The sequence below is a fragment of the Chitinophaga niabensis genome (genome assembly GCF_900129465.1).
GTDB lineage: Bacteria > Bacteroidota > Bacteroidia > Chitinophagales > Chitinophagaceae > Chitinophaga > Chitinophaga niabensis.
This window is the reverse complement of the sequence record NZ_FSRA01000001.1, coordinates 790,890-804,900: the sequence shown is the minus strand read 5'-3', so window position 1 is coordinate 804,900 and position 14,011 is coordinate 790,890. Positions and strand designations below refer to the sequence as shown.

General features: G+C 46.3%; 10 protein-coding genes. 3 read left to right on the top strand and 7 right to left on the bottom strand.

What is annotated here, in order from left to right; all coding sequences use genetic code 11:
* Window positions 1-329: 329 nt before the first annotated feature.
* From BUR42_RS03095 to BUR42_RS03070, 6 genes are read right to left on the bottom strand one after another with little or no spacing between them, the layout of a single operon-like run.
* Entirely contained in the window at window positions 330-3,542 is a 3,213-nt protein-coding gene (locus BUR42_RS03095) for a PVC-type heme-binding CxxCH protein (RefSeq protein WP_074237750.1), read from the bottom strand.
* A gap of 15 nt (window positions 3,543-3,557) precedes the next feature.
* A complete protein-coding gene (locus tag BUR42_RS03090) occupies window positions 3,558-4,415 on the bottom strand; it encodes a ThuA domain-containing protein (protein ID WP_074237749.1) in 858 nt (285 codons plus the stop codon).
* Window positions 4,412-5,362: a 2-hydroxyacid dehydrogenase gene (locus tag BUR42_RS03085; protein WP_074237747.1), complete on the bottom strand. Its 951-nt coding sequence runs from the start codon at window positions 5,360-5,362 to the stop codon at window positions 4,412-4,414. The genes BUR42_RS03090 and BUR42_RS03085 overlap by 4 nt, the downstream gene beginning before the upstream one ends.
* Window positions 5,359-5,850: a VOC family protein gene (locus BUR42_RS03080; protein ID WP_074237745.1), complete on the bottom strand. Its 492-nt coding sequence runs from the start codon at window positions 5,848-5,850 to the stop codon at window positions 5,359-5,361. The genes BUR42_RS03085 and BUR42_RS03080 overlap by 4 nt, the downstream gene beginning before the upstream one ends.
* A gap of 10 nt (window positions 5,851-5,860) precedes the next feature.
* On the bottom strand, window positions 5,861-7,027 hold the full coding sequence (locus BUR42_RS03075; RefSeq protein ID WP_074237743.1) for a mandelate racemase/muconate lactonizing enzyme family protein: 1,167 nt from the start codon (window positions 7,025-7,027) through the stop codon (window positions 5,861-5,863).
* Between the two features lie 19 nt (window positions 7,028-7,046).
* On the bottom strand, window positions 7,047-7,931 hold the full coding sequence (locus BUR42_RS03070) for a sugar phosphate isomerase/epimerase family protein (protein WP_074237742.1): 885 nt from the start codon (window positions 7,929-7,931) through the stop codon (window positions 7,047-7,049).
* Window positions 7,932-8,092: 161 nt separating this feature from the next.
* On the opposite strand from BUR42_RS03070, the gene BUR42_RS03065 reads away from it, so the two are divergent.
* Window positions 8,093-8,989: an AraC family transcriptional regulator gene (locus BUR42_RS03065; RefSeq protein ID WP_074237740.1), complete on the top strand. Its 897-nt coding sequence runs from the start codon at window positions 8,093-8,095 to the stop codon at window positions 8,987-8,989.
* Here the strand turns inward: BUR42_RS03065 and BUR42_RS03060 are convergent.
* The gene (locus BUR42_RS03060) at window positions 8,986-9,738 is read right to left on the bottom strand and encodes an SDR family NAD(P)-dependent oxidoreductase (protein ID WP_074237738.1); all 753 of its coding nucleotides are present in this window, start codon (window positions 9,736-9,738) and stop codon (window positions 8,986-8,988) included. The genes BUR42_RS03065 and BUR42_RS03060 overlap by 4 nt on opposite strands.
* A gap of 88 nt (window positions 9,739-9,826) precedes the next feature.
* Here BUR42_RS03060 and BUR42_RS03055 point away from each other — a divergent pair, with 88 nt between their 5' ends.
* Together BUR42_RS03055 and BUR42_RS03050 are read left to right on the top strand one after the other, a co-directional pair.
* Entirely contained in the window at window positions 9,827-10,207 is a 381-nt protein-coding gene (locus BUR42_RS03055) for a winged helix-turn-helix transcriptional regulator (RefSeq protein ID WP_074237737.1), read from the top strand.
* A gap of 373 nt (window positions 10,208-10,580) precedes the next feature.
* Entirely contained in the window at window positions 10,581-13,979 is a 3,399-nt protein-coding gene (locus tag BUR42_RS03050; RefSeq protein WP_084185334.1) for a SusC/RagA family TonB-linked outer membrane protein, read from the top strand.
* Window positions 13,980-14,011: the final 32 nt, after the last annotated feature.

Below are 14,011 nucleotides of genomic sequence, written 5' to 3'. Positions count from 1 at the left end.
GATGTGTGCCTTCAAAAAAAGAGATTAGGAAACTGATTGGTACGGGCCCGTACCTGCGAATAGATTAACGTTAAGGTGGATCTCAATTAGATCTGGTTCACTGATTGCCGGGTTTTCTTCATAACATGGATTTAACTAGAATGTGATCAAATGGTTTTCATATAACTACTTGGCTGTTGTACATACACTCATGCTAATATTCTAAAAATATGGCATCGTCCAATAGAAATGAAAGAAGAAGGAGAGCCGGCTGAAAACGGCCAGCTCTTACTTATCAATCAAACTATTGGAAGAAATCATGAACACGGGCATTTAGCCCCCTTCCAATATCATTGTACCCTTTCCAGGGGATGTTCTTTCAGTAATTGTTCTGCGGAATAGAAATCCTTTTTACTTTCTATTGCCTTTCTCACCTTTTTCACTTTCTCCGGAGAAACAGCAGGGCCGTTATTTCCAAATGAGTTACGGACATAGGTCAATACTGCTGCTATCTCATTGTCCTTCAGTAATCCGCCAAAAGGTGTCATTGGCACCTGGCCGGGATACTTTTTACCATTTACGGTGATAGGTCCCATCAGTCCTTTCAGCACCAGTTTGATCAGTCTTTCATCACTACCCTTTACCCAGTTAGTGGAGGCAAGGGGTGGAAAACCAGAAGCGGTGAGTCCTTTTCCATCAGCCTGATGGCAGGTTTTACAGTATCCTTCTTTATTGTAAATAATTTTTCCCTGGTTAAACAATGCCAGTTCTGCACCTTTCAGCACTGTTTTTTCTTCTTTCTCTCTTGCTTCCCTTACGTTCATCCCATTTAAATGTGCTACGGCGGTCTTGTATGCAGGCAGCATCCAATCGTCCATTGGTAATTTATTAGCCTCGGCTAAAATGGGAAGCCCTTTTTCTTTACCGATCCAGGAAGCCGCTACAATAGCCATGAGCCTTACGCGGCTGTTTTGATCCCTGGCTGCTTCCATCAGTAAATTTGCCTGGTCTGGCACCTGGTGCCCTGTATAACGAACTACCATTACTGCGGCTGCCCTTACATGGTAATCCTTTGCTTTCAACAGTTGCTTTAAAAGTTTCTGATCTACTTTATCCATTCCCCAGCTCACCCAAAGTCCTTCGAGCAGATGATGTTCATATCGCGGATCACTGGCATCCAGCTTAGCCACCCAGGTTGTTAATTTGGACAGTACTTCTGAAACATCCCGGCCTCTCAGTTCCCGGCGGGTCCTGTAACGTGTTCTGTATTCCGGCAGTTTCAGATTATCCAGGAGCTCTTCGATACTGGCATCTGCTATCTTTGCCGGTTTTACCAATGGCCTGGAAGGATAGGTGATACGGTAGATCCTTCCATGCGAGTGATCACGCAAAGGGTCCCGTGCATTATGCTGCATATGCCCGATAAGGATATTATGCCAATCCACCACGTATAAAGAACCATCAGGTGCAAACTCCAGGTCTACCGGGCGGAAGTTAGGATCTTCACTCACCAGCAGGTCCTGGCGAAAACGGCTTTTATAACCTGTTCCGTCATCTTCCATGGTATGTTCTTTTGTTCCGAGGAAACCAATGGTATTATTGATCAGCAGGTCTCCCTGCACATCATCGGGGAAATGCCGGCTGGATACTATTTCAATGCCAGATGTTGGCCGCACTAAATGTTTCTCTTCTACCAGTTGTTTGGATTTGTGTGTAGCCTGCCCATACCTTGGCAATACGGTGCCGGGAAGCATCCAGCGTACATCCGGGCTGGATGTTTCTGCAAAGAAAGGCTGCCCCCAACCGTCGAACGTAATGCCCCAGGGATTTGGAATAGCCAGTTGTGCAGTGCGTTCCAGTTTTCTGCGGATGGGATCAAACCTGTAGAAGCCGCCGTTGGTAGAATAAACAGGACCATAGGAAGTTTCTACATTGGTACGAAGGAATACGCCTTCTCCTGAGTAAATAGCGCCGGAGCCATCTGTTGTGAAGGCGTGATTGCTGTGGTGTGAATCATGATCATCAAAACCACTGAGCAGGATCTCCTTTTTATCAGCCTTGCCATCGCCATCCGTATCCTTTAACAGTACCAGGTTAGTTCCCTGCGATACATATACTCCTTCCGCCGCCATCTCAAAGCCAAGTGGTAAATGCAGGCTGTCTGCAAACACAGTTTGTTTATCGGCCTTGCCATCATTATCGGTATCTTCCAGGATAATGATCTTATCGTTTGGTTTTGGGTCTCCTACTCTATACTGCGGATAGCTGGGCATTGTTGCCACCCATAACCGTCCTTTGTTATCGAAAGATAATTGCACTGGTTTGGCGAGGGCACTGAATTCCGTTTCTGAAGCAAATAGTTCTACTTTATAACCCGGCGGAACTCTCAGCTTATTCACCGCTTCCTGCCCACTCAGATATTCCAGGTTGCCATTTTTACCGCTGGGTGTATAATTGGTTTTAACCTCCGGCAATACGCTCGTATGCTGATCGGCAGCTACCAGGTCCATCTTTTCACCTTTTGAAGCGGCGAGCCAGATGGCAGTATCCCTGATCACCGTCATTTCACGGATCTTCTTTATTTCCGCGGGAAAATTATCAGGGCCATAAGGTTTGTACCTGCGGCCATATACATGCACGCCGTTAGGAATTTTATAATCGTTCAGCCACATCCAGTTCTTTTCCATCACTGCATCATGCACCAGTTTTTTGTTCTGCTCTGTATGAGCTGTACCTTCTCCAAAGATCTGATCTGCCAGTAATAAGCCAAATTTTTTATACCCTTCTTCATTCAGCTGGGAGCCATCGATGGTCAATGGTGTGGCTGTTTCTTTATACCATTGCAGAGATGGTGTAAATGCATCTACAAAAAGTACTTTATTCAATGCAGCAACTTCTTTCATTGCTTTGGTGTACAATTCCAGGTTTTCGTTTTCTTTACGGCCATTCGGCAGATCATACTTATCAGAGAGGTCTTCAAAAGCAATGGGAGAAACAATCACCAGCTTTGGTGCGGAGGTACCATTGTATTTTTGCTTCAACGTCCATTTAATAAAGGCATCCAGTTCTGCTTTATAGTTGGCAATCCCGGCTTTTCCTTCAAAGGATTCATTATAGCCGAAAAAGGAAATGATCACATCTGTTTTAAGCCTCGTGAGCCATTGGTCAGGTGTTTCAAAAAAACCTTCCCCGGCATCTTCCATTTCTGCCCAGCCCGCAGCATCTTTTCTTTTCACCATGTTAGCCCGCTCCACCTGGAATTTTTCCGCGCCGGGAAAAGCCCATGCAGAATTCCTGCTGGCATGTGGCCGGAAACCGGGTGTTTCTCCCGGACGGCACATATTACGGATAAACAGATCATACGTTGGAAAACGGAGATAGAGCTCTGTTTCAAAATTATCATAATGGACCATCCTCGATCCCAGGTTATTACCGATCAGCGCAATGCGCGATCCTTTGGCAATAGTGAGAGGAGCAGACCCTTTAATTTTAAAGGCGTTTAGTATCATCATCGCAGGGATAACCGCGATAAGCGATAGAACGCTGATCTTTATTAGTCTCATGATCTCAATGGATGTTTATTTAGCAACGCGGTAAGGTACCTGGATGTCCATTTTACCTTTCCATTTCGTGGGTATTTTCAGGCCCAGCTCATAGTGAATGGCATTGATCACGAGCCGCTGAAAAGCTTCTATTCTGAAATCTTCCGGATGGCCCAGTGTGGTCATAAAAACTTTTCCGCCGAAAGAATTGGTGCCTGTCCAGGCCACAGGGTTTTCAACTGCGGGCCTTTCAGGGTTCACCGCTTTGCCGGTAAGCAGCCAGGTGGAACCTTTAACGGGATAATCCGGTACAACGTGATACAACCAGGAGCGAACGTGGAAATCTTTTGCTACACCGGTTAAAATAGGGTTGTTTGCTTCTTTGGGAACAATACTTACATCTGTGCTGCTATTGTGCCCATAGTGTGTATGTTTGGCTTTTCCTCCCCAACCCGGAGGAGCATTTAATGCAAACTCTCCAAAGGCATTCCATTTTTCGCTGGCATGCCCTTTGGGAAAATTGAAGGCATGCGTAGTGGTACGGAATCCCATAACAGGTTTCCCGGTTTTCAGGTAGGCTTCAATATGAGCAAGCTGTTCAGGAGGAAGTCTTCGCCAGCGCAGGAAGAACACGGCAAGGTCTGCATCCTTCAATGCTTCCAAGCCCGGGATATTCTCTTCGCTGTTATGATCGGGAGAGGCTTTGAGAACAATTGTCCTCATGCCATAATTCTTTTCCAGTTCCGCCGCAATAATAGGCAGCGTTTCTTCACCACTGTATTCATGGTCTCCACAAACAAAAACAACCAGGGGCTTTTTTGCTTTTTGCGGAGATTGCGCACAGAACAAACCGGTACTGAGTGTTAATAATAAACTGATGCAAAAAGTATTCATACAAACGAGTTTCGATTATATATGCTGTTTAGGTCCGGCTCTCCGCCAGTAAGTACTGCCACTACGTTATTTACAGTAAGCAGGCACATCCGCCGGTATGTGGATGCCGTAAGGCTGGCAGAATGTGGTGTAACGATCGCACGTGCATGCTGCACAAGCGGAAGGTTTTGAACTGGTGGTTCTTCGGGTAGCACATCTGCAGCAAAACCTGCAAGAGCCTGTGCATCCAATGCGTTCAATAGTGCTGCATGGTCAATCAATGCGCCTCTTGCCGTATTGATCAGAAATGCATGCGGCTTCATCAAAGCCAGTTCCTTTTTTCCTATTATCTGATCCGTTCCTTTATCCAAAGGGAGATGCAGGCTTATTATATCTGCCTGTTTTAATACCTCATCCATGGGCAGGTATTTATAAGGCAGGTCCTGCTCCGACCGGCTCCAGTATATTACATTCATCCCGAATGCCTCAGCAAGCCTGGCCACCCGCTTTCCTATATTTCCCATTCCCAGGATGCCCAGGGTTTTACCATTCAATTCATCTCCTGCATATTGATTGCGCCAATCCCAGTTGTTTTGTTTAACGTGCTCCACCGATGTATACAGGTCGCGCATTAATATTAACATCAGGGCGAGAACATGCTCTGCAATGGTGCCGGCATTGCTGCCCGGGGCATTGATCACCCGTACCTTTCTTGCTGTTGCTTCAGCTATATCTACATTATCCAATCCTACACCGCACCGGGCCGCCACCTGCAAATGCGGGCATGCTTCCATCAGGGCTTTATCGATCCTTTTTTTCCCTCTTGTAATGATACCATGTACTTCTACTTTGCTCAAAACATCCTTTAAACTGCCTTCATCATATCCTGTGAATACGTTCACATTTTCCTGAAGTACAGCGAATGCTTCGTCTGCAACAGATTCAAGTAACAATACATTTTTCCTCATGGCTTGTTATGGTATAAAGTAGCATCATCAGACTTATATCCTCTGAAATCGTTCCTGTTTGAAATATACAAGCCTTCTTCATACAGTTCATCTTCGAAGATCCGCGGATCCACTTCTGCGCCCGGTATAGAAGATATTTCAACCAGGTTACCGGCAGGATCACGTACAAACATCTGCATGGCGCCATCAGGTAATTTCCTCACCTTTCCCCAGGGACTTACATCAATAACATTCAGTGCTTTCATGCGGAAAAAGATGCTATTGAAATCGTCTACCTGTACACAGATATGTCCACGGAATGAAGTACGGTCTTCCCATTCCGAAATATGTAATTGCTCCTGGTCGTTAAACTTGAAAAACATCACCGGATAATCGAACCGGAAAGCAGGCAGTGGTTCCAGGCCCAGTTCCTGCTGATAAAATTCACCTGCTTTTTCCAGGTTGTCAACAATGAGTGTGACGTGGTTAATTCTAAGTGCTTTTGCCATAAGTAATTATTTAAACAGGCTGCTTAAACTGTTTCACAAAATCCCAATCTGGTGTTACGCCTAATCCGGGGGCAGAAGGTACAGCGATCTCTCCATTTACAACCGTGATCTTTTCTTTCACCAGGTCGTACATCATGGGGTTTCCTCCGAGAGAAAACTCAATGATCGTGGCTGAAGGGGAGGCAAACGCTACCGTTAGCCCTGCCATGAAAGAAAAAGCAGATCCCCAGCAATGAGGTGCCAGCTCCGCCTGGTACACACTGGCCAGATGCCCTACGCGCATGGCTTCTGAAATACCGCCAATGATAGCCGTATCCGGCTGTATAACATCTATTGCCCTTAGTTGCAAAAGTTCCTGAATGTCAAAACTGGTATATTCACTTTCACCTGCGGCAATGGGGATGTGGGTGGAAGCCCTTACTTCTGCGGTTCCTTTTTTGTTGTCCGGACTGATTGGCTCTTCAAACCAGTAGACATCACAGTCTGCCACCCCTCTGCAAAATTGCTTTGCCTCGGGAACACTGAAAGTTCCATGCGCATCTGTCATCAATTTAATATCCGGTCCCAGCGCTGCTCTTGCCGCTTTTACCCTGTCTATACTTTTCTGAACGGTATCATCCATTACCCCAACGCGCATTTTCACACCCTGAAATCCTTTATCTACATAACTTTTCAATTGTGTACCGATGTTGTTCACATCAGCCCAGCCACCACTTGCATACGCCGGCATTTTCTCCCTGCACGCGCCTCCCAGCAGATCAACTACAGGAATGTTCAGCATTTTTCCTTTCAGGTCCCATAAAGCGGTATCAATACCACTCATGGCAGACATTGTAAGACCGCGCCTGCCAAGGATGGGGAACTTCCTCCCTCTTGCGAGTGCGTAGTGGTCACGCGTGCCGTTGTACATTTCCTCCCAAAGCCTGGTGATGTTCTTTACAGATTTGCCCAGCAGTATTGGTTTCAGATCAGCTTCTATACAATGAACAATGGAAGCGCATCCCCCCGATGACCCCACTGCAGCTTTCGCCTCTCCAAATCCCTGAAGCCCTTCATCTGTTGTTATCACTACCAGCGTCATATCAAAATCAGTCAGCAATCCATAATCCGAAGTATGTTGTTTCTCCTTAGGAATGGGGCAGCGTAACCAGAACGCCTCTACGTTAGTTATTTTCATTTATTATCGGTTGACCTCTTTATATAAGCTTTATTAAGGTATCATATGATTTCCGGGTGAGCATGGTATAAAACTCTTCCGTAACAGAAGAACTGCCATGGTCTATCAGGAACTTCTCCTGTTCGGGCGTGAGATTTTCCGGTGCTTCATCAATGGAACCCGGATAGGGATTGGCGGGTGTACGATCCAGAGGGGAACAGAATTCTACAGAAAGCACACTGTTATAATTTACTTCTCCCAGCGTATCTATGATCTTCTTCCAGTTGAGATGCCCCATTCCCGGCGCCATCCTGTTGTTATCCGCTACGTGAAAGCCGGCCAGTTTCCCTTTCGCTTTCCTGATAGCTTCAAACATATCTGTTTCTTCCATATTCATATGAAAGGTATCCAGGCATACGCCACAGTTCGGGCCAACCTCAGCGGCAAGTGCCAATGCCTGCTCCGCCCGGTTGATGAAATAGGTTTCGAACCTGTTAATGGGTTCTATACCCAACAATATACCTGCCGCTTCACTATATGCATATATTTCTTTCATGGATTCAACTGCCCATTTCCACTCCTCTTCCGGTCTTCCATCCGGCACCATCTTTCCTACCGTACCCGGCACCACAGAAACCATATGACCATCCAGCTCTTTGACCATTTTCACCACATCCTTTACATACTGCACGGAGCTGGCACGCTGTGCCTCGTTCCTGGCAAGCAGATTACGCTCTCCCAGCATCAGGGTCACAGAACCCCAACAGGTCAGGCCATGATCTTTCAGTAGTTTTCTTACTTCTTTGGTATCGTAATGTTCGGGACTTCCGGCAATTTCAAGTTTAGTGTAGCCAAGCGAGGAAACTCTTCGTATTGTTGTTTCTATTGTTTCGGCGCGCATCCAATTGTGTATTGCAAGTTCCATAACGGTGATGGCAGGTTTTGTAAACGTGAAAATTATATAACAAACTTATTCAGACTTCCTTTCAAATAAAAGTACTTCATTTGCCAATTTTCGATACTATATTTACCGTAATTAGCTTTTTAGCCCCCCGGCAACAAGTATTGTACCAAAAATAATATGTAATGAAGGTTTCTTACAGACATATATCCACACCTGAAGATGCCAGTTTTACCATCAAAGAATACTGTCAGCCCCGTTTTACCAATACTTTCCATTTTCATCATGGGTATGAGGTGATCCTGATCGTAAAAAGCGCCGGCCAGGTTTATGTAGGCAACAAGGTGATGAATTATCATGAAGGGGAGATCTTTATGTTCGGCCCTGGGCTGGTGCATTGCTGGTCCAGCGATATGTCCACCAGCGCCGATGACGTAGCCCAGGCTACAGTAGTGCAATTCACAGCAGATTTTATGGGAAAGGATTTTTTTGAGACCCTGGAATTGAGAAAGGTGAAGGAGTTGTTGCAGGAATCCGTATACGGCCTGAAATTCAGGAACACCTCCCCTTCCCTCAGCCCATTGTTCTTCCAGTTCCAGCCCAACCAGCAGATGAAGAACCTGATCCTGTTGCTGCAGATCCTGGAAGAGCTGTGTCAGCGAAGGAAGGACGGCGCTTTATTAATAACGGATGATGTGAGAAAGATCCATTACAAGGAGAGCGACTCTAAAAAACTGGCATCTATTTTTAACTACGTATTTGAGAATTATCATCACGAAGTGGATATAAAAACGGCGGCCTCGCTGGCCTGTATGAGCGAAGCCGCGTTCTGCCGTTATTTCAAAAGGAACACGCATAAAACATTCTCACAGTTTGTAAATGAGATCAGGATCAGCCACGCAACGCGGTTGTTAATGGGGAAAGAGAACAATATTACAGACATCTGTTATGCCTGCGGGTTCGACAATGTTTCCTATTTCAACAGGCAATTCAAAGTTCACCAGGGATTAACGCCCAGGGAATATCGTAAGGTGTTTATTGAAAGTAATGCGGGCAAGCCTTTTTTACGGACTGCCGATTAAAATGCATAATGCCGCATACCACCATCCACAACAGCCACTGTGCCTGTGATATACCGTGCACGGGGTGAAACCAGGAAAGTGGCCATGTTAGCCATGTCCTGCGGTTCTCCAAAATCACCCAGCGGGATCTCCTGTGTTGCAAAATTCTTCCGCTCCTCACCCGGGAAGAAACGGCGGATGTTGTTGGTATCTATCAGGCCCGGTTGCAGGCAATTGACCCTGATACCATATTGACCAAGTTGAGCCGCGAGTTGCTTTGACCACATTACCACGGCTGCTTTGGCAACAGATGAACCGTTGACCGTACGTAGTTCATAAGTACTGGCAAGGTTGAGGATAACTCCCTGCTTACGGGTTATGAAATGAGGCAGCAGTTGTTGCGTCAACTGCCGGGGCCGGTCAAAATCAAGCGTCATGGCTCCCTCCCATATTTCTTCGGAACCAGTAACATCCATAGGAGCACTGCGGCCGGCGTTGTTAATGAGGATATCCACCTGCCCAAGACTGGCGAGCGCAGCTGCTGCGATCTTTTGCGGTCCATCCGCCGCTGTGAAGTCCTGGGCGAATGTAAGGGGCGTTACGCCACCCGCAGCTGTTACTTCTTCTTTGAGACTGCTCAGCAGTTCTTCGTTCCTTGCAGTGGCAAATACTTTCACGCCTTCCAGCGCCAGCTCTTTTGTGATAGCCCGGCCAATTCCCTGGCTGGCGCCTGTTACTACTGCTGTTTTACCTTTCAGATACAGATCCATACATATAATTTCTTTGTAAAAGTAGCGGGTAGCTGCTAATTTTATGGCCTATACCATCAATTGTATGGTACATACAAACTTGTAAGTAATGGCAACCAGGAAGAAAGATTCAACGTATAGCAATAACGAAAGATGGATCATTGAATGTGATCTGACCTATGCTGTGAATAAGATTGGAGGCAGATGGAAAATATTGATACTGGATAAACTGGCAGGCAGGAAATTACGGTTCAGTGAATTGAAGAAAGAGTTCCCGCTGATTACAGAACGCATGCTCACTTTACAGCTTCGGGCGCTGGAAGAAGACGGCATGGTGAAGCGGACGGTGTATGCAGAAGTTCCTCCAAGAGTAGAATACGAACTCACGGAGATGGCTACAGAGATCGGGCCTATCTTTAAACAATTAAGTATGTGGGGGAGCAAACACCGGGAGAAAACCAGGCACTCCACTCCTACAAGAAAACTTTAGCAAAACCCCTGACAGACTTGAAGATTGTTATAATTATACATCCTTATTTAACAAATTTTTATTAATTTGTTTACCGATAGCTTTTTCCTCTTTAACCCGGGGAAATGGACAGTAAAAGAATAAACCAAAATCACCCCGCGGTGTTGTTTACAGATAATAAACCATGAGAGGCGGTCCCTACATTGTGAAGTCGATAGCTGCTCATTAGTATGATTGTTAGACCAAAGTATATTCAATATTATGATTGTATTATCCCGGAATCCTGCTCTGCACTGCAATGTGTCAACCAAATTCAGTCCGCAGCATAAATTGTCCAGAACGGTTCTGTAAGAACTGAAGTATCATCCTATCAAGAAAAAAATAAATCTGTAACATGAGAAAATCTTACTCTCAATTTTCCTGCCTCTGCTGCATAGTGGTTGTACAACTATTATTTAGCGGAAGCGTTTTAGCGCGTGTAACTGCTGTTACGCCTGAGCATGGCAATAGTGGTTATACGAAGACTGCCAAGGCTGTAATTGATCTGCGGGGCACGGTCAGGGATCAGAAAGGAGAAATCCTGATCGGTGCCAGTATTAAGATAAAAGGCACCCAGCAGGGTGCCGTTACAGATGCGAATGGCGTGTTCGTGATAACCAACCTCCCTCCTGATGCTATACTGGTGATATCCATGATCGGATATGAAACCCGGGAATATAAAGTGGGCGCCGGTGATACCAATATCCGGATCACGCTGGCGCCACAAAGGAACATGGAAGAAGTAGTGATCACCGGGTATCAGACCCTGAGAAAGATTGACTATGCGGGTGCCGCCACTACTGTAAAAGCTGCTGACGTTAAAGTACCCAGCCTGGGAACGCTGGATAAAATGCTGCAGGGCCAGGTGGCTGGTGTTGCTATTCAAACTACCTCTTCCGTATTTGGCACCGCTCCTAAAATAAGGGTACGGGGTAGCGCCTCCATCAGTGGTATCAATGAGCCACTGTGGGTACTGGATGGAGTTCCCCTGGAAGCACCACTTAACATTGTTCCTTCTGAACTGTATGCCGGTAATGCCCGGAACCTGCTGGCCAGCGCCCTCTCCAACGTAAACCCGGAAGATATTGAGGAGATCACCGTATTAAAAGATGCTACCGCCACGGCGATGTATGGTACCCGCGCCGTAAATGGTGTGATCGTGATCAGTACCAAACGTGCCAGGAAGAACTCTGCATTAAGGGTGAACTATTCTTTCAATTCCACCTTAAGCCTCAAACCTTCCATCCGTGATTTTGACGTACTGAACTCAAAGGACCAGATAGAGCTTAACCAGGAACTGGCTACCATCTATGAAAGCATCCTGCAGAATTTCTCTGCTGCCACCTCAGGACCGCTTTCCAAAGCAACAGACCTGTACAACAGGCGGCTTATCACAGAACAGGAATACCGGGAAATGATACGTGATCTGAAAACACAGAATACGGACTGGTTTGATGAACTGTATAAGAATTCTGTTATGCAGCAGCACTCCATCAGTCTTAGCCAGGGAGGAGAAAAAAGTGCCACCCGCCTGTCTTTCAGCTATTATGACGATCCCGGTAAAACAAGGGGTGAAAATGCCAAGAGATATACCGCCAACCTGGTGAACAACTTCCAGATAACGAACAAATTTGGAGCAGAGATCATGCTGAAATATGCAAGAAGGGAACAAAGGCAACCTGGCGTTCAGGTAAATCCATTCGCCTATGCGAGGGATGCCAGCCGTGCTTCCAAACCTTATGCGCCAGATGGCAAATATGAATATTACAAAAAAGGATATGCGGATTTTAATATCCTGCAAGAGATAGATAACAACTACGTTTCACTGGGCAGTACCGATTTCTCTGCACAACTGAACCTGGACTACAAGTTTTCAGACCGGCTGAAAGTTACCACCCTCTTCAATACCCGGTTCTCGAACTCCACCATAGACGAGATCCAGACCGAACATTCCAATTTTGCCAATCAATTCAGGGCAGACGATTTCAGGATCCTGGAAAATAACCCCCGCCTGTATAGAAGACCAGGCGCCCCTTCTTATGAACTGCCACAGACAGTTCTGCCAGAGGGAGGTATCCTGGACAAGGAAACCATCAGCGCCAAATACTATACGCTGCGTGGACAACTGGAATGGATCGCTCTTGAAAAGAACGATCACAAACTGTCTTTGATGGCAGGTATGGAAGTAACGCAAAATAAACAAAGCGCCAATTTCTCAAGGAATTATGGTTACCGGGGCGACAGCAAAACGTTTGCTTCTTCTCCCTTAGCCTATGAAAGATTGCTCCTGAGCACTAACCTGCCGGACGATGAAAGAAGGAATTACAATGGCAGGAACCTGCTGCAGGGGACTGCTTCGTATGTGAACGACGCCACCCGGAATGCGGTATCCTACTATTCCAGCCTCTCCTATAATTACAAAGGCAGATATATATTAGATGCCTCTTTAAGGAACGACGCAACAAACGTATCAGGCAGGGCCACCCGTAACAGGTTCTTACCTACCTGGGCTTTAGGCGGTGCATGGAACTTTACGGAAGAAGGATTTATGGAGAGCCTGGATAAAGTGATCACTAACGGAAAGTTAAGGGTCTCCTATGGGCTTAGAGGAAATGCCGGTTACCGCGGCCCCGACCTCGTAGCTTATTATCTCAATATTGTAAGACCTTACCCGGACTATAATACCACCGGGGTGAACATTGTTGAAGCAGAGAACTCAGACCTGGAATTTGAGAAGGAATATATGTTCAGTACCGGTATCGATTTCACACTCGCCAATGCAGTGGACATTACCTTTAACTACTACTCCAGGAAGAATTTTGACCTGGTAGGTAATAAACCCGTACAATCTTCTTCCGGTTACGTCACTAAACTGTTTAACTGGGCCGATATGAAGAATGAAGGGATTGAGGCCTCCGTTAATATAAGACCCATTACAATTGTGGGCGACTTCAGGTGGTCTGGTATGGTGAACCTGGGATATAACAGGAACGAGGTAGTGTCCGACTACCAGGGTAATAACCCTTCTGTATTCGATGCCACGGGATCGGAGGGTTTCCCCTTGCAGGGCAAGCCTTTAACGGGCCTTTACTCCTTCCGCTTTGCCGGATTGAATGAGAATGGCCTTGCCACCTATAAAGATGGTACAGGTAAAACTGTGCTGGGCTTTGCAGAAAGCAACCGCAACCTGGTGGATGTAAGTTACCAGGGCAGCAGGGACCCCATTTATTCCGGTGGTTTTACTTCTAATTTTATCTATAAAGACTTTATGCTCGGCGTGTCCTTTGTATTCAATGCAGGGCATGTGGTACGTAAAGCTGATTATTACAGGGGAGGCTCCTTATCCAGTCTCTACCGGGATGATCTGAATGCTCCGGGTGATTTCGCCTACAGATGGCGCGCGAAAGGTGATGAACAGTATACAGCCATTCCACGGCTGCTGCTGAGGGACGATATCAACGACTACATCAATTCCGGTTTCTTTGATGCATCGGTATTTGGCGTATACAACAGGTCAGACATCCGCACCGTTGATGCTTCTTACCTGCGTCTCCGTAATATCACCCTGCAATATAACTTTGGCCAGCTGGCCAGGCAGTGGAGGATGCAGAACTTCACCCTGGGATTTGAAGCTTCTAACCTCGCCGTATTCGCTTCCAAAAGGTTTAATGGTATGGACCCGGAAACACTGCTCACAGGGTTGAATATGCCGCCGGTAAAATCGTTCACATTTAACCTTTCCGCCACCTTCTAAGAGGGTATGAAAGTTTAAGGTCATCCTTTAAA